Below are 23,249 nucleotides of genomic sequence, written 5' to 3'. Positions count from 1 at the left end.
CGAAAACCCATGCTCTACGACTCGCTCCGTCCTCTGCTGTTTCGACTCGACCCCGAAACCGCCCACCATCTCAGCCTGGCCGCTCTTCAAGGCTTTAGCCGGCTGGGATCGCTGAATCCCCTTCATCATTCGGCCGCCCCCAAGCCGCGAACGGTGATGGGCCTCAGCTTCCCGAATCCGGTAGGTCTGGCAGCGGGGCTCGACAAGAACGGCGAATGCATCGACGGCCTGGCCGCCCTGGGTTTCGGCTTCATCGAGATCGGCACGGTGACGCCCCGCCCGCAACCGGGCAATCCGAAGCCGCGTTTGTTCCGCCTGCCCGAGGCCGAGGCGCTCATCAACCGCATGGGATTCAATAATAAAGGTGTGGACTACCTGATCGAGCAGGTCAAAAAGGCGCGTTACAGCGGCATATTGGGCATCAACATCGGCAAGAACCGCGATACCCCATTGGATCGGGCGCTCGACGATTATCTGATCGGCCTGCGCAAGGTCTACAGTCATGCCAGCTATGTCACCGTGAACATTTCATCCCCCAATACGCCCGGCCTGCGCGACCTCCAGGCCGGCGAAAACCTGGACCATCTGCTGTCCGGCTTGCGGCAGGAGCGGGAGAATCTGACCCAGACTCACGGCCGGCGCGTTCCGCTGGCCGTCAAGATCGCGCCCGATCTCGAACCGGAGCAGATCAAGCAGGCGGCGGACGCCCTGGTCAAATACGGAATCGATGCGGTGATCGCCACCAATACCACCGCCTCCCGAGAAGGCGTCGAAGGACTCGCTCACGGCGAAGAAACCGGCGGACTCAGCGGCCGCCCTTTGTTCTGCAAATCGACCGATGTGGTCGCCCGACTCGGGCAGGCTTTGCAGGGCGCCGTTCCCATCATCGCTTGCGGCGGCATCGCCGGCGCCGAGGACGCGCGCCGGAAATTCGAGGCCGGCGCGGACTTGATCCAACTCTACACCGGCTTCATCTACCGGGGTCCGGCTTTGATCAGGGAGATCGTCGAAGCTTTGTAACAGCCGCCCCGCGTCTCTCCCTACGGCTCGAAAATTTCTGACTAAACTTGTGACTCAGGTTGCAAAACAATAATTAACCCAGAGATCGAGCCATGCTGAAATCCTTCGTAGAAAACCTGAATTTATCCCGCCAGATGTACCTGGCCATGGGCGTCGGCATCGCCGGCGTCGCCTCGGTGACTTTCATGAGCATCAAGACGGCGGGCGAAAATGACGATATTACCGGCGTCATCATTACCGCGGTCGCGGCATCGGTCACGATGCTGGCACTGGCCGCCTATTTGGGCCGGCACTCCGCAAAACGCGCCGAAAAGCTGGTGGACGCGCTGAGCGCGATGGCCGCCGGCGACTTAACCAAGAACATTTCCCTGGAGGGCAAGGACGAATTCTCTTGGATGGCCTGGAAATGCAGCACGGTGATCAAAAACCTGGCCGGCATGGTGCGGGATATCGTCAAGGATGCCGAACAGGTGGCGGCGGCGGCGGAAGAATTGTCGACGATCACCGAGCAGAGCCGGCAGCGCGTCTTCAACCAGAACGAGCAAACCGAGCAAGTCGCCTCGGCCATGACGGAAATGTCGGCGACCGTCCACGAGGTCGCCCAGAACGCATCCCGCGCCGCCGAAGCCGCTCAGGACGCCAACGAACAGGCCAAGAACGGCACCACGGTCGTCAAGCACACTATCCAAAGCATCAATGGCCTCGCGACCGAAGTGGAAAAAACCTCCGAAGCCATAAACAAGCTGAAAGAGGATAGCGTGGCCATCGGCGCCGTTCTGGACGTGATTCGGGGCATTGCCGAGCAAACCAATCTGCTGGCGCTCAACGCCGCCATCGAAGCGGCCCGCGCCGGCGAACAAGGCCGCGGCTTCGCGGTGGTGGCGGACGAAGTCCGCACTCTGGCAAGCCGCACGCAACAATCGACCCAGGAAATCCAGGGCATGATCGAACGCCTCCAGACCGGGGCGAACCAGGCCGTCTCCGCGATGGTGCAGGGCAAGAGCGCGGCCAAGACCAGCGTCGATCAAGCGATCAACGCCGGCGAATCGCTGGAAATCATCAATCGCTTCATCGACACCATCAAGGACATGAACACCCAAATCGCGGCGGCCGCCGAGGAACAGAGCATCACCGCCGAGGAAATCAACCGCAATGTAGTCAACATCAGCGGAATCTCCCATGAAACGGCTCAAGGCTCCGAGCAAACGGCAGCCGCCAGCGAGGAACTGGCCCGACTGGCTTCGCATCTCCAAGAACAGGTCGACCGCTTCAAAATCCGCTAGCCGTCCGCCGCCGATCGATTTCGGTTCGGAACATTTGTTGCCCATAACTGGCGTGATCGTCCTCAGTAGGTCGGCAATCCCTTGCCGACGAAAATGTCGGCAAGGGATTGCCGACCTACGAACTCCCACCCTTACTTTCCCGAAGAGGATGGGCACGGCTTAAGGCCTTTGCCCATCCTGCGCGCTGAACCCGATTTCGACTGCCAGCCGGGACCGTGCCGGTCCGAACCGGCGTCGAATCCGGAAAGCCGCCGCTGAGCCGATCGGCTGACGGGATTCATTCGATACCGCATCCGTACATCTCCTTGAATCGCGAATGGCGATTTTTTGCGATAATCCCCGTTCGCATCTTGTCCCCTGCTTTCCAACCCGCCGATGAAATCCAAACCTTCACCGCTGAAATCCGTGCCGGCACTCAAAGCCGCGGCCCAGCGCGCGCTCCAGAGCGGGTATTTCAAGGACGCGATCGCGTCTCTGAAGGACCTCTTGAAACAGGAGCGCCGGCAGGAGTCGGAAGACCTTCTGGCCGAGGCCTATCTGGGACGTGCCCGCGAACTGGCCGGGAAGGGCATGTTCCAGGAGGCGGCGATGCTGTGGGAGAACCATGCCGGTCTTCGCCCCGGCACGCCGCTTTCGGGGGAGTACCTGACCTGGCTGCTCAAGGCCGGGCAGATGGTGAAGCTCGGCCAGGCGCTGGCAGCGGTCCCCGATGACTTTGTCGCCTCCGCGACCGGGCGGCGTCTGGTCGAGGCCGCGGCTTTGCTGGCCCTGGAAAACGACAAGCTGCTCGATGCCCTGCCCAGGGAGCATGCCATCGTCCGGCAGCAGCCGCTGCTCCGGAAAGCCCTCGCGGCTTATGCGGAGCGCCGGGAAGCCGAAGCGGAGGAATGCCTGCGGCAGGTATCGTCCCGCTCGCCGTACCGAAATCTGCGCACCCTGCTCAAGGGCCTCCTCGCGGTGGAACGCGATCCCGACGGGGCGTCGGAAGTCCTGGACCGCGTCGATCCCGATTCGGCCTGCCGGAATCTGGCCGCGGCTCTGCGCGAACAGTTGGCAACCCCTGCGCCGGACGTGGCGGCTTATCTCAAGCTTCCGCCGAAGCTGCGTGCCGTCGCCGACAAGCTGAAAGGCTACGGCAAGAAGGAACTGGCGCTGTTGCGGGACATCCAGAACGCCGCCCAGGCCAAGGGTGCCCGGCCGCTCCTGGAAGCGGTCCTGCGTCACCGCGCCGAACTGGGCGAGGCCGAAAGCCGCCGCTTCTGTCTCGCGGCCCTGGCGGATTCCCCGGAAGCCATACCGCTCTACGAACGGGCGTTCGGCAAGCTGACTCCCTTCGAACAATGCCGCATCAAGGCGCTCCACGCCGAAGAGATACTCGATTATCCAGAGGCCAGCCGGTATTGGCAGGAATGCATCGCTCTCTTGAAGAATGCCCCGCAGGGCCGCGATGAACCTCTCACCCAGGCCCTGATTTTCCGCCATGTGGCCGACCTGGCCGAGAAGGAATTCCCCGAGTTGGCCATCGCTTGCCTGGAGCAGAGCCTGGAACTGGACCCGGACGACAAGCCAGCCTACCTGAGGCTGATCGGACTGCTGGAGCAGTTCGACGACGCCAAGGCCGCACTGTCCTGGCTGGACCGCGCCGTGAAGCGCTATCCGCGGGACCCGGAGGTTCTGCTTCCGGCGATGCGGGCGGCCCAGCGACGCAAGGCGTTCAAGAAGGTGGCGAACTATGCCAAGACCCTCCTTGAAATCGACCCCATCAACAGCGATGCCCGCCGCTTTCTGCTGGAGGCCCATCTGGGCCACGCCCGCAAGCAACTGAAAGCCAGACGCACGGATCTGGCGGAAGCGGAGCTGACCGCGGCCCGCAAGCTCGATCCCCAGCGGCGCAGCGCGGCCCTGCTCTGGCTCGAGGGGCTATCGGCCTTCTGGCAGGCCGACAACGAACGCTGCCGGAATCTTTGGCAGGAGGCATGGACCGCCGCGGGCGGCGGCGCGGCGGCCTGGTTTCAGTGGGCAATGGAAGTGCTCGCGGCGGATATGCCCCTGAAGGGTTCCGATAGCCTGGTCCAGGGGCTGGACAAGCAGCATTCGGCGGACAAGGCGGAGCTCTTGACTCTGGTCAGGCTGCTCGGCCTGTACCGGGGCGAGGGGCGGCAGAATCTCTCGCAGGCTCTCCACAAGCTGGCGCCGATGCTGAAGCGGAGCTTCAAACAGGCGGAACTGTCCGAGGAGGATTTCTTCGGCCTCTGCCAGGGCTTCGCCGCTGCCGGCCAATACGAGCTCCTGGCCGAATGCGCGAAACAGGCGGCGAGGCGGTGCCGCTACGCGCCGGTGTTCGCGTATTTCGAGGTTTATGCGAAATGCCGGGGCGATGCGGGCAGGCTGCTGCCCATGGATGGGCTCCGGCTACAGATGAATCTGGACCAGGCGCACCAGGCGGGCGACCGCCGCACCGCGACCTTGATCGATCAATTCCTGCGCAAGCACGAGGAATCCCTGCAACCCGATTTTCATGAGGCTTTTCCGGACGGGCTGGATAGTCTCGACGAGGAGGCGGCCGAGCGGTTCGCGGAGCGCATCGAGGAACTCGACCGCTTGTCCCCCGAGGAAAGGGCGAAGGAACTGCTCGGCGACTACTCCCCCGAGCAGCTCGAGAAGCTGTCGGAGAAGGATGCGCTGGGTTTGATTCTCGACAAATTGCTGGGCGGCCTGGGGGTGGACGCGAGCCGGATTCTGGACGGACTGCCCCTGCCCGGCCGCGGCAAGAAATCCAAGAACACGAAAAAATCCTAGGAGAGTCCATGGAAACCCCTTACGAAGTGTTGGGCGTGGAGGAAGACGCCGGCGACGAGGCAATCAAGAAGGCCTATCTGCGCAAGGTCCGGGAATTCCCGCCGGAGCGGAATGCCGAGGAGTTCCGGCGTATCCGCGGCGCTTATGAACTGATCGAAACCGACAAGAAGCGCCGGGAATACCGATTGTTCCATCGGCAAAAGCCCGACGTTTCCGTCCTGCTGCGCCAGATTCTGCGACCGGGCCGGCCGGAACGGCCGGATGCCGGCACCCTGATCCGGACGCTCACCGAGGGCCTGGCCGAGCATTTGTCCGAGACGCACACCGATAGATGATGGACGAAGCGAACAAGATCCGTCTGCTGGAAGAATTCCGGCAGTACCTCGATACGCCCGCCGGTTTCGAGGAAGACGCGGCGAGGCAGACCGACCTTTTCACCCTGTTCGGCGAGCTGGCGGCGCTACGCACCGAGGTCCGGACCGAGTCGCGCCAGTTCCGCACCGCTCTCGATACGGTCGGCGAAGCGCACGAATGGCTCAGGGACAGCCAGAGCAATCTGAATCGGACTTTGGAGCGGTTTCAGGGCGAGTTTTCCACCCTGCGCCGCAGCGCCCTGCGTTCCGCGCTGCTGGATCTTCTGGATGTGCACGACCGGCTCTCCGCGGGTCTCAATGCGTTGCGCAACTACCGTCCGGTCAAGGGCTGGTTCCGCATCAAGTCGCGTCCGGAGGACCGGCGCTTCATCGAGAGCATACGCGAAGGCCAGGGCATGAGCCTCAGACGGCTGGAGGAAATCCTGGCGCGCCACGAGGTCCGGCCGCTGGAGGTCATGGGTCTGCCCGTCGATCCCCACACCATGACCGTGCTGGAACTGGACCGGCAGCCCGATCTCGAAAACGGCATCGTCACGGCGGAACTGCGCAAGGGATTTCTCTGGGGCGACGAAGTCTTACGTTTAGCGGAAGTCAGGGCCAACAAACTATGAGCGACATCATCATCGGCATCGATCTCGGCACGACCAACTCGGAAGTGGCGATTCTGAAGGAGGGCAAGGTAACCGTCATCCCCGACCGGGAAGGACGCAAGATCCTGCCGTCCTTCGTCGGCATCGGCGAGCACGGCGACGTCCTGGTGGGCGAACCGGCGCACAATCAGTACATTCTCTACCCGGAGCGCACGGTCAAGTCCATCAAGCGCCACATGGGCGAAGATCTCAGGGTGGAGCTGGCGGGCCAGCACTTCAGCCCGCAGGAAATCTCCGCCATCATCCTCAAGCGTCTCAAGGCGACCGCCGAGGACTACCTCGGACGGAGCGTGCAAAAGGCGGTGATCACCGTCCCCGCCTATTTTTCCGACGCCCAGCGCCAGGCCACCCGAGAAGCAGGGGAGATCGCCGGTCTCGACGTGGTGCGCATCATCAACGAGCCCACGGCCGCGGCGCTGGCTTACGAGGCCAAGACCGGAACGCGCAAGCGGATACTGGTGTACGACTTGGGGGGAGGCACCTTCGACGTGTCGGTGGTGAGCATCGAGGACGATGTGGTGGAAGTCCTGGCCAGCCACGGCAACAACCGGCTGGGCGGGGACGATTTCGACGCCCGGATCGTCGATCATCTGGTCGAGCACATCAAGCGCGAGCACGACTTCGACATCACCGAGTCGCGGCAGATCATGGCGCGCATCAACCGGGCCGCGGAGAGCGCCAAGCGAACCCTGTCCGACCAGCCTTTCGTGCGCATCGACGAGGAATATTTGTTCGAGAAGGAGGGGGCGCCCATCCATTTGTCGCTGGAACTGTCCCGCTACGAGTACGAAGAGATGATCGCCGGCTACATCGACGAAACCCTGGAAGCGGTGCACATCGCCCTGCGCGGCGCCAACCTGACCGCTTCCGACATCGACGAAATCCTGCTGGTGGGCGGCAGCACCCGCACGCCCGTCGTCAGCGAGCGGCTGTTCGGCGAGCTTCGCAAGGAGCCGCACCGGAACATCGACCCCGATCTGTGCGTCGCCATGGGCGCGGCCGTCCAGGCCGGGGTGATCGCGGGAGAATCGGTATCCGCGGTGTTGGTCGACATCACGCCCTACACCTATGGGACCTCCGCCATAGCCGAACTCGACGGCGAACTCTACCCCTACGTCTATGTCCCCATCATCCGCAAGAACACCCCGCTGCCGGTGAGCAAGACCGAGGCCTTTTACACCAGCTTTGACGGTCAGCAGGAAGTGGACGTCCGGATTTACCAGGGCGAGGCCCCGGACGCCCTGAACAATATCGAAATCGGCGAATTCAGGGTGAAGGGCCTGCGCAAGGTGCCCGCGGGCAACACCGTCACGGTCAGCCTGGATCTGGATCTGAACGGCATCCTGCACGTCTCGGCTCGGGAGAAGGACACCGGCCTTTCCAAGTCCATCACCATCAACAATGCCATCGCCCGTTTCCAGGGAGAGGAGATGGGGGCGGCCAAGGCCCGCATCGACGCCCTGTTCGGGCCGGCGGCCGGAGCCGAAACGCTTGTGGAAGGAGCGGCTTCGGACCGGCATCACACGGAGGTCAAGGCGCGGGCTCTGGTGGAAAAGGCGGAACGGCTGCTGGAGAAAGCGTCCGAGGAAGACCGCGAGGACATGATCGACCTCATCGAAGAGATCAGGGACGGCATCGCCGCCGGCGATCTCCAGGCGGTCGAGGCGGCGGTGGAGCGTCTCGCCGACATTCTCTATTACCTCGATACCTGATGGAGCGCTGCCCCACCTGCCAGGCCCGGCTGAGGGAGGAACCGGTGTGCGCCCGCTGCCGGACCGATTTGAGCCTCCCGCTCGACGTCGAGGCACAGGCTTCCGCGAAGCTGCGCCAGGCCGTCGCCCGACTGGGCGCGGGCGACGCCGCCGCGGCCCGGCGGGCGCTGGAGGAATCGCTGCAACTCAAACGCACCCCTCTGGCCCTGCTGCTGCGGGGATTTCTGGCATGCCGCGGGCGCTGAGCCTTTCGACCGAGGCGATCCTTTGCAAGGAACATCGCCCGGCCCCTTTTGAACCTAAGAAACGGCGGTTGACCGCTTATTCCATCCGGCGTTCGAGTGAACATTATCGTAGGTGGGTTAGCCCCTCGGCTCCGCTCGGGACAGGCTCCGCGTAACCCACCGGTCCGAAGTCGTTCGGTGGGTTACGGCCTCGCCGCCTAACCCACCATCGATGGGTTTCGCTTCGCTCTACCCATCCTACAAGAATGAATTCCTCGGAAAGTCGTAGGTCGGCAATCCTTTCCCAATCGCAAACGGTGTCTTCGGGAGCGCCGAAGCCACCCTTCCGACGAACCCGTTGGCCCAACGGCCGGGTCTACCGAAGGGTCTTAGGAATTACCGGGACGGGCTTATCCCCGCCTACCTTTTAACCACCTTGTCTGGTCGTTCGATAAAAGGAAACGGCGATGCCGGAACTGGCTGCGGATCAGAGCGGCTTCTTGCCGACATTTTCCAGGATCGCGCTCACAGCGGGATGCTTGAGTTTCCTGCGTTCCGTGATCGCGTAGAACCGTTCCCGCACGGAATCGATCCGGCCTATGGCTTCCACGTCGTACTGACGTTGAATCTCTTCCTCGACCGCAGAGGGCGCGACGAACAGCCCGGTTCCGCCACTGCCGAAGGTCTTGAGCAAGGCGCTGTCTTCGATTTCCGCTTGGATTTTCGGGCTGATGTTCTCGGCGTCGAACCACTGATCCAGCGAGCGGCGGAGCGCGGTATTGCCGGTCGGCAGCAAGAAAGGCGCTCCGCTGAGGGAACGGGGAAAGTCCGGGCGGTACGCACTGGCTAACTCGGGGGTTCCGAACACCGTGACTCCGCACTCTCCCAACAAGTGGTTGAACGCCTTGGCGCCATTCGCCGGCGTGACGGGGACGTCCGACAGCACCAAATCGATGCCCTGCAGCGACATCTCCGCCAACAGGCGTTCCGCCTTATCCTCATAGCAGAGAATCTGCACCGGCTCCGGCAGGCGGAAGGCCGGCTCGATCAGGCGGCAGGCGACCAGCTTGGGCAAAGCATCCGCCACGCCCACCACCAGCCGGAGCGCCCGCCCGGTCGGCCGGCCTTTGAGCGTGTTGGCCAGCTCCTGACCAAGGGAAAAGATTTCATCGGCATAATGAAACACGATGCGGCCGGTATCCGTCAGTACCAGTTTGCGGCCATTCTTGTAAAACAGCTTTTCTCCGATGGTTTTTTCGAACACCGCCAATTGACTGCTAATGGTGGGCTGCGCCAGATGCAGCTTCTCGGAAGCGCGGGTCACGCTTTCCTCGCGAGCTACATTCCAGAAATAAAACAGATGCTGATAGTTGATGCGCCCCATACGAACAGATTTATTGATTTTATCTATAACTGAATTTCAAACATTCTATTTTATTATAATAGGCTCAATCTATAGGCTATGCCCCGTCAGTCAACTTCAGCGTGAATCAACGATGCAAAAACTGTTACAGGGGCTACACCGATTTCAGAACGACCTTTTCGGTTCTCAGCGCGAGCTGTTCGAGCGGCTGGCAAAAGGACAGCAGCCCGAAGCGCTGTTCATCACCTGTTCCGACTCGCGCATCAATCCGAACTTGCTCACCCAGACCGAACCCGGCGAACTGTTCATTCTGCGCAACGCCGGCAACATCGTGCCTCCCTATGGCGCGGTCATGGGCGGCGAAGCCGCCACCATCGAATTCGCGGTGGCCGGTCTCGGGGTCAAGGACATCATCATCTGCGGACATTCTCATTGCGGCGCGATGAAAGGCCTCTTGGAACGGCCATCGACCCGCGACTTTCCGGCCCTGAGCCAATGGCTCTCCTATGCGGAATCCACCCGCCGCGTCGTTCACGATAAGTATGTAGACCTGGAGAGCGCTTCCCTGCTCAATATCACCATTCAGGAGAACGTGCTGGCGCAAATGGAGAATCTGCGCACCCATCCGGTGGTGGCCTCCGGGTTGGCCCAGAACAAACTTAAACTGCACGGTTGGGTCTACAAGATCGAGACCGGCGAAGTATTCGGCTATGACGCGGGAACCGGGCAGTTTTTGCGGCTGACCGAGCAGCGCCCCATGCCATCCGTACACGAACGCACACTCATTGCAACGGAAATCTAGGTCCTCGCATTTTTCTATCGTTGAAGCTCTTCCTGAACTTCCGACCGCCCAAAGGGCAAATCGTGTTATGAACGCACAGACCTTGCGACTATCCGCTTTTCGCGCCGCCTGGAAAACGGACCTCCCCGCCTCTATCGTGGTTTTTCTGGTGGCCCTGCCGCTCTCCATGGGTATCGCCATCGCTTCCGGCGTGCCTATGGCGCACGCCGCCTCGGCCGGCCTCATTACCGCCATCATCGGCGGTGTCGTCACCGGGGCATTGTCCGGCTGCACGCTGCAGGTGAGCGGGCCGGCGGCCGGCTTGGCGGTGATGGTCGCTTTGTTCGTTCAGGAACACGGCTTCCAAACCCTGGGCGTCATCGTGCTGCTCGCCGGCTTGGTGCAACTGGCTGCGGGCCTGTTGCGGCTGGGCCAGGTGTTCCGGGCCGTGTCGCCGTCGTTGATCCAGGGCATGCTGGCAGGGATCGGCATTCTGATCTTCGCCTCCCAGTTCCATGTCATGGTGGACGATATGCCTCCCGGGACCGGCAAGGAATTCGGCGGCATCATCAATCTGTGGACCTTGCCGCAGGCGGTATGGAAAGGAATTTCCGAAACGGTTCACCGGCCGGCGGCCCTGATCGGGCTGCTCACCATCGTAACCATGTTCTTGTGGAACAGGCTCACGCCGCAAAAGCTCAAGCTGCTGCCGGCTCCCCTTCTCGGCGTCGTGGTCGGCACCTCCTGCGCCGCGATATTGCAGGCGGACCTCAAGTACGTGCCGGTCCCCGACAATCTGCTGGAAGCGTTACGCTGGCCCAGCGGATCCGATCTTCGAGCTCTCTCCGACCGGGCGATTTGGCTCGCGGGCCTGTCTCTGGCCTTCGTAGCCAGCGCCGAATCGCTGCTGACCGCCACCGCGGTGGACTCTATGCAGCGGCATGCGCCGCGTACCCGCTACGATCGGGAACTAGCCGCCCAGGGCGTCGGCAACATCCTGTGCGGACTGGCCGGTGTATTGCCCATGACCGGCGTGATCGTCCGCAGTTCCGCCAATGTGCTGGCCGGTGCGAGAACCCGGCTGTCCACGATCCTGCACGGCGTCTGGATGTTGGTGTTCATCACCCTTCTACCGGGCGTCCTGAGCTTGATTCCGGTGGCCAGCCTAGCGGCGGTGCTGGTCTACACCGGCGTCAAATTGATGAATCCCAAAGCCATGCGCACACTGTGGCGCACCGACCGGGCGGAAGCCGGCATATACGCGGCGACCCTCGGTACCGTGGTAGTGGTGGACCTCCTGACCGGCATTGCTGTCGGAATCGCTCTGGCGTTGGCCCGATTGCTGTATACCTTCTCGCATCTGGAAGTTGCGGTCGAAGAGAAAAAAGCGAGCGGCCGGACCACGATCCACCTCAAAGGCGCCGCAACCTTCATCCGTCTGCCGAAGCTCGCGGCGGCCCTGGAGCGGGTCCGTCCCGACGCTCAGGTGCACGTGAATTTCCACGAACTGACGTATATCGATCATGCCTGCTTGGATCTTCTGATCAATTGGGAACAACAGCATAAGGCAGCCGGCGGCGAACTGGTCATCGACTGGGACAGACTGCGCGCCGTCTTCCAGCAGCACGCCTGGGGAGAACGGCGCATCGAGGCCGCATGAAGATCCATCCTGACGGGCCGTGGCCTGGAGTTTGCCGAAGGATTCCGCGGTCCATCCGGGTTGCAGCTATTGAGGGAAGTCCGACAGGACTCCATCGGACGCAAAACAATGATGGACTGGAAGAGTTCCGTTCAAGATTGTTACCATGCGTTCGTACAGCTTGCTGTGACGAATCCTCGCAATACCGCGCCGTTTAAGTCAAACCAAGGAAATCGGAGGAGGCCTTGTATGTGCGAGATCAAGGCGAACCAACATTGAGGAAATCATCATGAACATTAAAGAAGAATTGGAAAAATTTCGGGACGGCTTACTTCAGCAACGGGACGAACTGCGGGTGCAGCTCAACTTGGCGAAACTCGAGGCTCAGGAAGAGTGGAACAAGACGGAAGAAAAGCTGGAAGAGTTCAAGAGCAAGCTCGCCGGAGTCGCCGACGAAGCCAAAGACGCCTCGGAAGATGTCTGGACCAGCGTCAAAATGCTCGGTGAAGAAGTAAGAAGCGCCTACGAACGGATCAAGAGCCGGATATAACTGCCACCGCATCTTTCGGCATCCCGCCTGCGAAGGCGGGATGCGCCGCCGCGTCAGCAACAGCGTTTGACGCCGCTCCATCGCCGATGCAGCTCGGCATCAAAAAACTCTTTGCGGCTCAAAGGCTCCCCGCCCTCGCCTGCGTGGTGGACACGCCAATGCGCCAGATACTTTTCATAGGCATCGTCGCCGGTCATTTCCCGCAGCAGATGCCATAGCGTCTTGACTGTTTTCATCATTTAATAATCCACTTCGGCAATTCACTCCCGAGATCGAAAGCCGCTTAGGAGTTCAGCGTGATCAATTACAACCCCAAATCGTGGTGGGGCCTCATTTTCAAATTTCATAAAAGCGACACGTTCAGAAGGCTGTTGCCGGCCATGAGTTCGGTCGCCTTATTCACCGCGGCCATAGCCTATATCGATCGCGATCTGCTGCCCGAGGAATTCAAGGGCACGAATCTGGTTCACTCCCTACTGGGCTTCGTCATCTCGCTGCTGCTGGTTTTTCGAACCAACACGGCGTACGAGCGCTGGTGGGAAGGCAGGCGGCAGTGGGGAACCTTGGTCAATACGTCCCGCAATCTGGCGCTGAAGTGCAACGCATTCCTTCGACAAAACCATCCGTCCAGACTCATCATCGCCAAACATATTGCCGCTTATGCCTCGGTGCTGAACGAGCATCTCCGCGATGCCGAACCGCTGCAACGCCGACCGGCCGGCGTGCACCGGCCGAATCTTATCGCCAACAGCCTGTTCAGGGAAATCGACCGACTGCACCGGGGCGGAGATCTCGCCGGAGTACATTATCTGAACATCAACAGCGAACTCACCTCGCTGACGGACATCTGCGGCGCCTGCGAACGCATCAAGAAAACGCCGATCCCGTACTCCTACAGCCTTTTCATCAAGAAGTTCATTTTCGTCTACATCGTCACCATGCCGTTCTGCTTCGTGCACGAATTCGGGTACTGGACGATCCTGTTCACTACTTTCGTGTTCTTCGTTCTGGGCAGCCTGGAGCTGATCGCGGAAGAAATCGAGAATCCCTTCGGCGACGATGCCAACGACCTTCCCACGGAAGAACTGGCTAAGATGATCGGCTCCAACGTGAGCGAAATTTTGCTGAAAAAGCGGGCGACCGTCGGCTCCAGCGTGGCGAAATACGCCGATCCCGGATCCCGCGCATCGGTCACCTCGGCGCATTGACGGTTTTGATGAACCCGTCCGCTTCCCGGCGCGAGGCAATGGCCTTGCGTCGGTTTATGCGCCTGCGGGGAAGGTTTGGGTGATGATGTCCCATTTGGTCGGACTTACACCGCGCCGGTTGCCATTGGCTCTTTAGGGTCAGGCGTTTACTTTTTTGAATTTGGCTTCTTTCATTTCAAGAAGCAAACAACAAAGGTCTGACTGTGTCTTGCAGTTCGCCGGCAAGCCGGATATCGACAGTATTTCGCCGCCGAGACAAAAACGGCCCTGAAGTTTTCCGTTCGAAGTGCCCGTGTCACGGGCACTCGGTACGACAGGTTGACCTTTACACCCGTTTAGTGTCAATTTTCCGTCACTGAACTCTCTCAGGACTTACTGCTCAAGGAGTGTCCTATGGTGGTGCAAGATCAGGATTATTGGAAGGATCGGGTTTCGGTGCCCGGAGAAGTGCGCAAGGTACACAAATCCGGAAAACCCGTGCGGACCAAATGGCGTCTCGTGCTCGCGGCGCTCCTCGGCCTTAGCGCTCTCGGGCTCGTGCTCGTGCAAAGCCACGGCGGGTTCGGCGGGCTTGCCGATCGCGTTACGCCCCTGCCTGCTGCGCTGCAAGACATTCATGCATCGGTCGAGCAGGCATTGGGCAAACTCTTCAGGGCCGAAGACGACGATAAATTGACGCCTCTCGTCAACGAGCTATCGGAAAAGAAAAAACGGTTTTATGACCGAATCGCCGACTTTGGGGCCGAGGCTAAAGCCAGGTTGTCGATAGACGAAACCTTTTACGGGCTGGAGGATGCCGTGGACGGGTTCTGGCAGGACGGTTTGAGCCGAATTGATCGAGCGGTTCGGCAGGACCTTCTGGTCAAGGGGGCCATTCTGGGCATTCTGTTGCTCATTTGCGTTGGCTTCGGCTCGGGTCTGCTGGCCGTGTTTACCCGATCGGTCCGGCAACTGGACGAATCCATCCGAAGACTGGGAGCGGGAGACTTCGGCAAACCCATCCGGGTTACCGGACCGAAAAACCTTCGGCTTCTCGGTGATCGGCTCGACTGGCTGCGCACCCGTTTGCTGGGTCGGGAAGAGTCGAAGCAACAGTTCATGAGCAAAGTCTCGAACGAATTCGAAACGCCGCTTTCCGGCATTTTCGAAAGCACCGGCCTGCTTATGGCCGAGGCGTTGAATCCGAAGCAACGCGACCTGTTGGCGCGGCTGAGCCAGGACGTTCAGAAACTGCAAAACCTGTTCGATGAGTCGCTCCACTATGGCCAGGTCAAGGACAATCCATCGCCGCAACCGAAGGACGCGGTGAACATGAAGACGTTGCTGGCATCGGTGATCGAAGATTATCGGGACTCCCTAAATGCGAAGTCCCTCACCATCAAGGAGTTGATCCAGCCGGTCGAATTCCTCGGAGTTCCCGACCAGGTGCGGACGATCGTCGACAATCTGCTCTCCAATGCCATCAAGTTTTCTCCGGAAGGAGGCAAGATCCGGATCATTCTTCGTGACTTGGGGACCGGTATGCAGCTGGAGGTCGAAGATGACGGTCCCGGAATAGACACCACGGAGCGTACGCGGATATTCGAGCCGTTTTTTCGAGGCAAGGCGGCCCACATGACCGACACCGAGGGTGCCGGCTTGGGGCTGGCGATCGTGAGCGAGTGCGTGGCCAATCACCAGGGAAAAGTCGAAAGCATCGAACCGCGGCAGGACGAACAGGGCGCCCGCATCCGGGTCGAGCTTCCGCTGGTGGAGGTTTCCTAAGAAAAAGCGGCCATGTAAGGCGGTACACGGTACTCGCCTATTCCAACCGCAAACGATTGTCCGGGTAGTGCCCGGACAACCCTTCCGCCGCATGGGAACCTTCCATTCGGCGCATTACGCTAAAGCTAATGCGCCCTACACTAGCTGAGATTATCCAAACCTGCGAGTTTCAGGGCATAGGATGTGCTGAACAAAGTGAAGCGCATCGATCTGAACTGGGATGGTCCGGCATGAACCGCATCGATCGCGACCGATGCGCCTCCTATCGTCGGCAGCATCCTATACCAGTCAAGAGTCGGTTTGGGTCAAGTTATCGATGGGAAGACACTCCATGAAACTCTCCGACTTTCACCATAGATCTATCGCACCCCGAGGACGGCTGTTCATTAGGGAATAACCGGTTTTGCTGCCGGGCGCACGCGGATTCCTTCGAAGACATAGCAAAGAGCCTGTACCAGCAGGCCCTCGAACCCTTCGACACGCTCAGGACAGGCCCTTCGACGAACTCAGGGCGAACGGCCCACTGGACAGACTCAATGTCTTGTCAGGCGGGACCACCAACCGACTTGATGAACTCGTCCGCCTCCCGGATCGACACTTCCATGGACCTTATAAGCGCCGAAATATCGGTTTGGAGGCTGTCGAGTTCGCCCCGCAGGGAGGCGATGGCTTGGGCATTGAGGTTGTGCTTCAGGAATAGAACCTGATCGCGGAACGTCAGCAATACCGGCTCCATTTTGGATTCGGCGCGTTTCATGGCGGCGATGAGCTGATCGTAGCGCCGGCGCGTCCCCGTGAGCTTTTGCTGGCTGCTGCGCTTGAGCGACGGGTTCTGGTATTGGGAGAGTTCATTTTCCCATTCGTCGAACAAGGCTTCCGAAACGTCCTCGATGTCGTCGATCCGTTTCCGAACCTCGTCCGCCTTGGCCCGGCTGCGCTCGTATTCGGCGTCGAGCTCCCGGTACTTCTCTTCCAGGCTGCCGCCCTTGAAGCCGGTGAGCGCGGTAAACCGATCCAGCGCGTTCTTGAACTGTGTCTTGGCCTCTTCCTGGCTGTCGCGGGCCTTTTCTACGCGGTGAACGAGAATGTCGCGCTTGTGAAAGCCCAGCGACTCCGCCGCCCTGTAATAAGCGGAAGAACAACCGGTCAGGATGAGGAGCAGGAGCAGGAAAAAGCTCCGCCGCGCGACGAGCTGTACATGGTTGGGCATGGGAAAGCGGCTCCGAAAACGAACAGGCTCAAGATCGTACTACATTCAGATCGAGAAAATCGCTCGAACAGGCGATGCACGGATCGTAATTGCGGATCACCCGCTCTCCGTACTGCCGCAATTCCTCATCGGTTCTTTCCGGGCCGAACGATTGCAGCGCTCCGAAAAGATCCTCCTCGATACACGCCTGGTTATGCATGGCCGGAGAAACGATCCGTGCGCGCATCACGCGACCCTGGGCATCGACTTCGTAGCAGTGCCAGAGAATGCCCTGCGGAGCTTCGGTACAGGCGAATCCGGTCCCGGCACGAGTTCGAGCCTCGACGTACGATGCCTGCGGCTCATAGCCGTCCAGCAGGCGAATGGCATCGGTTATGGCGAAATACACCTCCACCGCTCGCGCCACGATACTGTGGAAAATATTTCGGCTGGGAAAAGCGATGCCGGCTTTGCGCAGAGCCTCGGCCACCGGACCGGGCAACAGGTCCCGGTTCAGGTTCAGCCGCGCCAAGGGCCCCGCGAGATAAGGCCTTCCCTCGATCAATGAATAATCGGTCTTGGAATGTGGATCCCGGTGCACTTGGAAATACCTTTCGAAACTCTCGACGGCTATGTCCAAGCCGGTACTGGAAACGATGGTGCCGCCACACATCGGGTACGCGTCCGGATGCCGCAGGGCCACGTTGATGAACGCTTGTTCGCTGGAAGGCAGATCGATGCCGCCCGTCCAAGCCACCAAGGACTCCGCTTCCGGCAAGGCCGCGCGCAGCCGCTCGACCGATTGCCTGACCTGGGCCTTGGACGGCGCATGGTGAAATCCGCCGATGCGGACTCCCGCCGCGCGGGAAGACGAGGCGTGAAACAGGCGGATCAACTCGCAACCCAGATTATGCAGACGCAGTCCGCGACGCACTTCGTCCGGAAAATCCCGAGACATTTCCGCGAGGCTCGAAAACCCAAGGAAATCCGGTGCGGCGAGCAAATGAATGTGCAGCGAATGGCTCGCGATCCACTCGCCGCAGCACATCACCCGCCGCATCGCCTGAATCCAGGCTGTCGGACGGCAGTCCAAAGCCGATTCGAGGCCTTGCACGGCGCTCATTTGATAGGCTACGGGACCGGTCCCGCAGATGCGCGCCAGCGTGTCGGGCACGTCGAAACATGCCCGTCCTTCGAGAAATGCTGAGAGCAGCCGGGACTGCTCGAAGATGTGAAGCGCAAGGCTTTCGATCCGCGCGTTGCGGATGCGCAAGTCCAGGATGGCATCCCCGTCCAGCCGCGCGGGTCCGGATCCGGTATCGACAGCTTGTTGTTCACTCATGAATTCGATTGCCATCGCCTTGCTACCTCGTAAAAAGTGATGGCGATCGATTTAAGCGGAGACACATGTTTCGGCTAGGTTCACCCTCCCTGCAAGCCAATTCCGGTAGAAACGCCGCGGCGGAACTTCCGCGCGAGCGACCGCATGCCCGGCGGTCCTCGACGATACCCCCTTGTCCGGTGCCAAAGCGCGCAAGCCTCGCTCGAAAGCAGTTCGACGCGAAAGCGCCGTGACCGCTCATCGCCCCGCTCCTCCGAAAAAACCGGGAACGGAAAAAGATCGCAAAAAAACCCTTCTTGGCAAAAACAGCGACCGAGAGGCCATGTCACACTCCCTGTAACGTCCATGAAAATATCCGTTCCGGTCATCGACCGGGTCGCGGCAAACCGAAGCACGCCAAAAGGCTCCATCGGAGCGGAACTAGGTTACTACCGCCGCTCCACCTTGCATAGAACTCGTTTCGAAAACCGATTTGAAAGCGTCACACCGGCATTCATCCACGGCTACACTTTTAAGATCGAAAACCCCAAAAGGCCCCCTCACTCATGGCTCGTGTCATCGCCATCACCAGCGGTAAAGGCGGCGTCGGCAAAAGCAATCTGGCCGTCAATCTGGCCTGCGCGCTGTCGGAGCACGCGGAAAAGACCTGTCTGTTCGACGCCGATACCGGTCTCGCCAACGTCAATGTGCTGCTGGGCGTACATCCCGAAGCCACTCTCGCCGACTGCCTGAAGGGGCGAAAGCGTCTGGACGACGTCATACTCCGCTACCGCGAGAATTTCCACATCGTTCCCGCCGCATCCGGCATCGCGGAGTGCGCCAATCTCGAACCGGAGCAAAGGCACCGGCTGATTCTCGGCCTGGCCGATCTGGATTCGAGCTACGACTACATCCTGATCGATACGCCGGCCGGCGTGGAAAACAACGTGCAGGATTTCTTGCTGGCGGCGGGCACGGCGATTCTGGTCATCACGCCGGAGCCCACGTCGCTGACCGACGCCTTCTCGCTGATCAAGATCCTGAAAAACCGCGAGGCCGAGATCGATTTTCACGTGCTGGTCAACATGACCAAAGACCGCGCCAGCAGCCTGGAGGTGTTCAACCGCTTTCGGGGCGCGATCAAGAACTACCTGGGCTTGGACGTCGATTATCTCGGCTATGTGCCGCTCGATGAGGCTCTGCTGGATGCCGTGAGCTTGCAGACGCCGGTGACGCAGACCCACCCGAGTTCTCCGGCGAGCTGGGCCATCAAACAGATTGCCGAAGTCATTCGGGAGCGGCTGCCGGCCACAGGGGATGCATCGAACTTCAGCCGCTACTGGGACAAGGTGGAAACCGATCTGTCCCGGCAGGCACCGGAACCGCCGGTCACGGACGCTGACGGCAACCCGGATCGACCGCCAAGCACGGAGAACGATGCGCCTGCGGCCGAGCGCGCGCCATTCGTCCCAACGCCGACGCGCGAGTCCATAGAATCCCAGATCGAAACCTATCTCAAACGGTTCAGCGCTTTTCCGTTCGATACGATTCAAATGCTTTATCGGGATCTCGAAGTCAAGGGATTTCCGGAAATCGATTTAAAAGAGATTTGCACGACGCTGGAAGCCATTTACGAGCGACGCTACGAACGGCCGATCAGAAGTCCCGACAGCACGATCGTTCAGTTGCTGGCGAACGTTCGCGGGTCGGACGAAAAGATCCGCCAACTCGCGGAATTCCTCAGATCAAGCTACGAGCGGCAGTTCGGATGCAAACTGATCGATCCTCTGGTCGAGATGGAACGCTGGATTTCCGAGGAGGCTTTCACCGAGGCGGATTTCGAGCGCTTGCTCGAGAAAGCCCGAGAATGGTTTCGAATCCGCTTCGGGAAACCCTACGCGGACGAAAAGGACCGGCTGATCGAACAGCTTAGAATCGAGATCGGCGCCTTGGGGGAGCGGGAAGCGGCGCTGCAAGCCAGCGCCGAGATCCTGATGGAAGCCTTGCGGCCGGTTCGGGATTCCAAAATGCGCTTGGACGAACTGGCGCAGCGAAAATAAAGCCCATTCTCGATCCTGTTAGCCTTTGCCTAACAGGAATCCCTTCCCAATCGCAACGCAAACGTCGCTTTAGTCGCGACCTTTCCCGACACGACGAATCGTCGGCAAAGGATTGCCGACCTACAAATCTGTGTCGCCAAGTAGGTCGGGAATCCTTTCCCGACGCAACGGATGTGTCGGCAATGGATTGCCGATCTACAAGAGCTTATTTCGGCCTATACACCGGCGCGGCGCCGATAGAACTTTAAGCGATCACAAATCCAGCGCATTCAGCAAGTCGTTGGCTTTGGCGTCACGCTCGCCCAGCGGTTTCAGATCGAACCGGGTTTCGATGAATTTCAGGATCGATGTGCCGTCATAGAGGGTGTGATCGACATACCCGCGCTTGGCGAACGGGGAAATGACAATGGTCGGCACGCGGTTGCCCGGTCCCCAGCGGTCACCCGGAGGTGGCGGGACATGATCCCAAAACCCGCCGTATTCGTCGTAAGTGACGATGATCACGCTGTTCCGCCACAGCCGGCTTTGTTCTATCTTGCGGATCACCGTCACCGCCTGCATCTCCCCGGCCAGAAGATCCGCATAGCCGGGATGCTCGCTATGGGCTCCGATGGGCTTATAAAAGGAAACCGCCGGCAAATTTCCTTTTTCGATGGCCTTCAATAAATCCGTTTCGTCCTTGAGATGCCTGGCCCTTTCGCGGGTCCCCTGGGCGTAGCGCTCGAAATACGCGAATGGCTGATGATGGTACTGAAAACTTTCGTCGGCTTTCCCTGCGATCGCGTCATTCCAGCCGCCGGAATACCACGCCCATGAAACCTTTTTCTCCGACAGGCGATCGCCGATCGTGGGAAAAGTTTGCGGCGGCAAAAGCCGGCGCGGATCGGTGATCTTCGGACTGTGAGGCGTCTGTATCGTCTGAATGGTGTTCACGGCATAGCCGTCGGGCGTAAACACGCCGTCCTTGATCAACTCGCCTTTCTCGTTCAAGACGACGATCGATTCGGCCGGCGGGTCGTCGTGATGCGGCGTACAGGCGCAGACCAGCCAAAAATGATTCAAGAGCGACCCGCCGAAAGCGGCCTGAAAGAAACGATCCGCCAGCGTGTATTTTTCTGCGTACTCCCACAACGGAAGCTTACGGCCGTCGTAATAGCCCATGGCCAGGCCGCCGGCATCCGACACGGCCGCGAAACGATCCATGCGCCCGTCGTTGATTTGGGCCTGGTGTTGATAAAATCGATGCATCGGATCGCCGATTTTTTGATCGATCGGAACATACTGGCTGATCTCGAACGGGCGGTTCGGCAAATCCGAAGGAAAGCGTTCGTCGGGCACGGGCGGCTTCTTTTCGGTGTTCATCACCCTGGACAAGGTCGTGTAGACCCCGCCTTGACGATCGGTCTGCCGCATCGTTTCCTCCGGCGCATTCGCCAATCCGTCCGCTCCCGGAAACAGTCCGTAGAGATTGTCGAAGCTGTGGTTCTCAAGATAAATCACCACGATGTGGCGAATCCGGTCCAATCCTGGGTTCCGGCTCGATTTGGCCGAAGCAGATAAGGGCGTCGAGAGAATCAGAAATATCAGGAGGACATTCAGGCAGGCTGTTTTTTTCATCGCGGATGTTCGAAAGACTTAAGTCGCTGATGCCGTCAAATTCGTAACCGGTTATTTTACGCAGTCCAGTGTTACGTCGCGTGACAAATCCGCTCAGACTGATGCCCAAGCCAAATCGCCCGAGTGCCCGCAGCGATAGAAACATGACTGTCAAAGTCGATAAGCAGCCGACTCGGCCCGTGATCCTGATCGGAGCGAGCAATCTCGCACGGGCCTTTCCCTTGGTCGTGAACGGTCTGCGAGCGGGATTGCGGGAGCCTTTGGACGTGCTGGCGGCGTTCGGGCATGGCCGATCTTACGGGCTCTGGAGCCGGATGCTGGGCCGAACGCTTCCCGGCATCGTCCGGTGCGGGCTGTGGACCGCTCTGCGGAAACACGGTTCGGACAGTCTTCCACCGCTCGCGGCCGTGACCGATATCGGCAACGATCTGGTTTACGGCGTCACCGTTCCGCAGCTGCTCGCCTGGGTCGAAGCCTGCCTGAACCGGCTGGCCGAGCAACGCGCCGAAATCGCCTTGATGGCCTTGCCGCTGGAAAGCGTCGAACGGCTTAATCCCTGGAAGTTCGAATTGTTGCGCAGGACTTTCTTCCCGGCGCACCGAATCGCGTGGCCGGTGCTGTTCGATCGTGTGAACCGCTGCCAGGAAGAAATGCGGCAGCTCGCGAGGGTATACGGCATCCGCTTGATCGAGCCGCCGGCCACCTGGTACGGCTTCGATCCGATCCATATGCTGCGCCGCCGGCAGCCGGAAGTCTGGCGCGAATTGTTTTCACAGTGGCCGGCCTGGGATCGGTCCGCTTCCATTGCCTATCCGCCCTTGGCGGAGTCGATCCGCCTGCGCGCGATTCGTCCCGCCGAACGCTACCTGTTCGGCCATCGACAAATCACTTCGCAGCCGGTCCTGAAGCGGAACCGGTTCAAGCTTTCGATGTACTGAGGGCAAAAAAACGGGCTCCGCGGAGCCCGTTCGTGGATGGGTCGGATCGGAAAGTGTCACTCTTTGCCGATCTGGTAAATCTCTTCTTCGTCGTCCTCGACGATCTTGCCGGTCGCGGCGTCGACTTCCATCTTGACCTCCTTGCCATCGGCGGTCTTGATGTCGAATTCATAGGACGCATCGCCGTTGGACTCGATCTCGTATTCGGTCTCGACGATCTCGCCCGGATGCTTTTCGAGGGCGATCTTCTTGGCTTCCTCTTCGCTGATCTTCATCTTGGCCTTGAACAGCGGATCGTCGGCGCTATCGACTTCCTGTTCCTCCTCGGTAATTTTTCCCGTGTTGGCGTCGCATTCGTATTCCCAGTCCTTGCCGTCCGTGCCGGCGATCTCGAATTCATAGGTAGGGGCGCCACGCTCCTTCTTGAACTCGAGCTTGACGACCTCTCCGTCTTTCTTGGCCAGCGCCGCCTCCAGGCATTTTTCCATGCTGACCTTGGTTTTCGGCATTTTGATTTTTTCGGCGAATGCCGCGGTCGCTCCCAAGGACAAAAACAGTGCGGTGAATGTTGTTATTGTGATGCGTGTTTTCATCGTTTGCCTCCGTTGGCTTCTGGCGGGAACATCGGACTCCCTAGAGATTTTGATTCAGCGATCCGCGTTTGTTCTTCAAATCGGATGCCGGATTCGAGTATAAGAGCCTTCTTATTCATTAACAATAACATGCCGTACCCCCTACATCCGGTAAGGGACTCTTT

The 23,249-nt window shown here is 60.0% G+C and carries 21 protein-coding genes; 14 read left to right on the top strand and 7 right to left on the bottom strand.

Translation table 11 applies throughout. The features are described from left to right. Positions 1-9 precede the first annotated feature (9 nt). From JOD69_RS15985 to JOD69_RS15955, 7 genes are all read left to right on the top strand, one after another. Positions 10-1,020 (top strand): quinone-dependent dihydroorotate dehydrogenase, encoded by a 1,011-nt coding sequence (locus JOD69_RS15985; protein WP_086133468.1) that lies wholly within the window; start codon positions 10-12, stop codon positions 1,018-1,020. Positions 1,021-1,112: 92 nt separating this feature from the next. Continuing rightward, positions 1,113-2,303, top strand: a complete 1,191-nt coding sequence (locus tag JOD69_RS15980) for a methyl-accepting chemotaxis protein (protein ID WP_086133467.1) — start codon at positions 1,113-1,115, stop codon at positions 2,301-2,303. A 375-nt stretch (positions 2,304-2,678) separates the two neighbouring features. Beyond that, entirely contained in the window at positions 2,679-5,102 is a 2,424-nt protein-coding gene (locus JOD69_RS15975) for a tetratricopeptide repeat protein (RefSeq protein ID WP_086133466.1), read from the top strand. An 8-nt stretch (positions 5,103-5,110) separates the two neighbouring features. Further along, positions 5,111-5,437 carry a J domain-containing protein gene (locus tag JOD69_RS15970; RefSeq protein WP_086133465.1) on the top strand — a complete coding sequence of 109 codons (327 nt, stop codon included), beginning with the start codon at positions 5,111-5,113 and terminating at the stop codon, positions 5,435-5,437. Further along, complete coding sequence (gene grpE / locus JOD69_RS15965; RefSeq protein WP_077730863.1) at positions 5,434-6,087, top strand: nucleotide exchange factor GrpE; 654 nt, start codon at positions 5,434-5,436, stop codon at positions 6,085-6,087. The genes JOD69_RS15970 and grpE overlap by 4 nt, the downstream gene beginning before the upstream one ends. Continuing rightward, complete coding sequence (locus tag JOD69_RS15960; protein ID WP_086133464.1) at positions 6,084-7,838, top strand: Hsp70 family protein; 1,755 nt, start codon at positions 6,084-6,086, stop codon at positions 7,836-7,838. Before grpE ends, JOD69_RS15960 begins: the two co-directional genes overlap by 4 nt. Next, complete coding sequence (locus tag JOD69_RS15955; protein ID WP_086133463.1) at positions 7,838-8,083, top strand: hypothetical protein; 246 nt, start codon at positions 7,838-7,840, stop codon at positions 8,081-8,083. Before JOD69_RS15960 ends, JOD69_RS15955 begins: the two co-directional genes overlap by 1 nt. Positions 8,084-8,549: 466 nt before the next feature. Here JOD69_RS15955 and nhaR read toward each other — a convergent pair whose 3' ends face one another. After that, complete coding sequence (nhaR, locus tag JOD69_RS15950; RefSeq protein ID WP_086133462.1) at positions 8,550-9,446, bottom strand: transcriptional activator NhaR; 897 nt, start codon at positions 9,444-9,446, stop codon at positions 8,550-8,552. Between the two features lie 112 nt (positions 9,447-9,558). On the opposite strand from nhaR, the gene JOD69_RS15945 reads away from it, so the two are divergent. The 3 genes from JOD69_RS15945 to JOD69_RS15935 all read left to right on the top strand — a co-directional run bounded on the left by JOD69_RS15945 (position 9,559) and on the right by JOD69_RS15935 (position 12,395). Beyond that, on the top strand, positions 9,559-10,227 hold the full coding sequence (locus tag JOD69_RS15945; protein ID WP_086133461.1) for a carbonic anhydrase: 669 nt from the start codon (positions 9,559-9,561) through the stop codon (positions 10,225-10,227). Positions 10,228-10,294: 67 nt separating this feature from the next. Continuing rightward, positions 10,295-11,866: a SulP family inorganic anion transporter gene (locus JOD69_RS15940; RefSeq protein ID WP_086133460.1), complete on the top strand. Its 1,572-nt coding sequence runs from the start codon at positions 10,295-10,297 to the stop codon at positions 11,864-11,866. Between the two features lie 268 nt (positions 11,867-12,134). Further along, positions 12,135-12,395, top strand: coding sequence for a hypothetical protein (locus tag JOD69_RS15935; RefSeq protein ID WP_077730857.1), 261 nt, complete (start codon positions 12,135-12,137; stop codon positions 12,393-12,395). 53 nt (positions 12,396-12,448) lie between these two features. Here JOD69_RS15935 and JOD69_RS15930 read toward each other — a convergent pair whose 3' ends face one another. After that, entirely contained in the window at positions 12,449-12,634 is a 186-nt protein-coding gene (locus JOD69_RS15930; RefSeq protein ID WP_205780792.1) for a YbdD/YjiX family protein, read from the bottom strand. A 57-nt stretch (positions 12,635-12,691) separates the two neighbouring features. Between JOD69_RS15930 and JOD69_RS15925 the strand changes: the two genes are divergently transcribed. Both JOD69_RS15925 and JOD69_RS15920 read left to right on the top strand, forming a co-directional pair. Further along, positions 12,692-13,603: a bestrophin family ion channel gene (locus JOD69_RS15925; protein ID WP_077730856.1), complete on the top strand. Its 912-nt coding sequence runs from the start codon at positions 12,692-12,694 to the stop codon at positions 13,601-13,603. 393 nt (positions 13,604-13,996) lie between these two features. Further along, complete coding sequence (locus tag JOD69_RS15920; protein WP_086133459.1) at positions 13,997-15,367, top strand: HAMP domain-containing sensor histidine kinase; 1,371 nt, start codon at positions 13,997-13,999, stop codon at positions 15,365-15,367. Positions 15,368-15,911: 544 nt separating this feature from the next. On the opposite strand, the gene JOD69_RS15915 is transcribed toward JOD69_RS15920, so the two are convergent. Both JOD69_RS15915 and JOD69_RS15910 read right to left on the bottom strand, forming a co-directional pair. Further along, positions 15,912-16,577, bottom strand: coding sequence for a DUF2959 domain-containing protein (locus JOD69_RS15915; RefSeq protein ID WP_086133458.1), 666 nt, complete (start codon positions 16,575-16,577; stop codon positions 15,912-15,914). Between the two features lie 28 nt (positions 16,578-16,605). After that, positions 16,606-17,913 carry a nickel-dependent hydrogenase large subunit gene (locus tag JOD69_RS15910; RefSeq protein ID WP_210024075.1) on the bottom strand — a complete coding sequence of 436 codons (1,308 nt, stop codon included), beginning with the start codon at positions 17,911-17,913 and terminating at the stop codon, positions 16,606-16,608. Positions 17,914-18,443: 530 nt separating this feature from the next. Between JOD69_RS15910 and JOD69_RS15905 the strand changes: the two genes are divergently transcribed. Beyond that, positions 18,444-19,937 carry a MinD/ParA family protein gene (locus JOD69_RS15905; protein WP_086133457.1) on the top strand — a complete coding sequence of 498 codons (1,494 nt, stop codon included), beginning with the start codon at positions 18,444-18,446 and terminating at the stop codon, positions 19,935-19,937. Positions 19,938-20,189: 252 nt separating this feature from the next. Here the strand turns inward: JOD69_RS15905 and JOD69_RS15900 are convergent, their stop codons facing one another. After that, the gene (locus tag JOD69_RS15900; RefSeq protein WP_245245631.1) at positions 20,190-21,461 is read right to left on the bottom strand and encodes an alkaline phosphatase family protein; all 1,272 of its coding nucleotides are present in this window, start codon (positions 21,459-21,461) and stop codon (positions 20,190-20,192) included. Continuing rightward, the gene (locus JOD69_RS24740) at positions 21,424-21,699 is read right to left on the bottom strand and encodes a hypothetical protein (protein ID WP_240502546.1); all 276 of its coding nucleotides are present in this window, start codon (positions 21,697-21,699) and stop codon (positions 21,424-21,426) included. The genes JOD69_RS15900 and JOD69_RS24740 overlap by 38 nt, the downstream gene beginning before the upstream one ends. Between JOD69_RS24740 and JOD69_RS15895 the strand changes: the two genes are divergently transcribed. Continuing rightward, complete coding sequence (locus JOD69_RS15895) at positions 21,698-22,492, top strand: hypothetical protein (protein ID WP_077730850.1); 795 nt, start codon at positions 21,698-21,700, stop codon at positions 22,490-22,492. The genes JOD69_RS24740 and JOD69_RS15895 overlap by 2 nt on opposite strands. 56 nt (positions 22,493-22,548) lie before the next feature. Here the strand turns inward: JOD69_RS15895 and JOD69_RS15890 are convergent, their stop codons facing one another. Next, positions 22,549-23,085 carry a PepSY domain-containing protein gene (locus tag JOD69_RS15890; RefSeq protein WP_077730849.1) on the bottom strand — a complete coding sequence of 179 codons (537 nt, stop codon included), beginning with the start codon at positions 23,083-23,085 and terminating at the stop codon, positions 22,549-22,551. Between the last annotated feature and the right edge of the window lie 164 nt (positions 23,086-23,249).

It is taken from the genome of Methylocaldum sp. RMAD-M, assembly GCF_017832375.1.
Classification (GTDB): Bacteria; Pseudomonadota; Gammaproteobacteria; order Methylococcales; family Methylococcaceae; genus Methylocaldum.
Note: the sequence above shows the minus strand (reverse complement) of the source record. Positions and strands in the feature narration are given on the sequence as shown.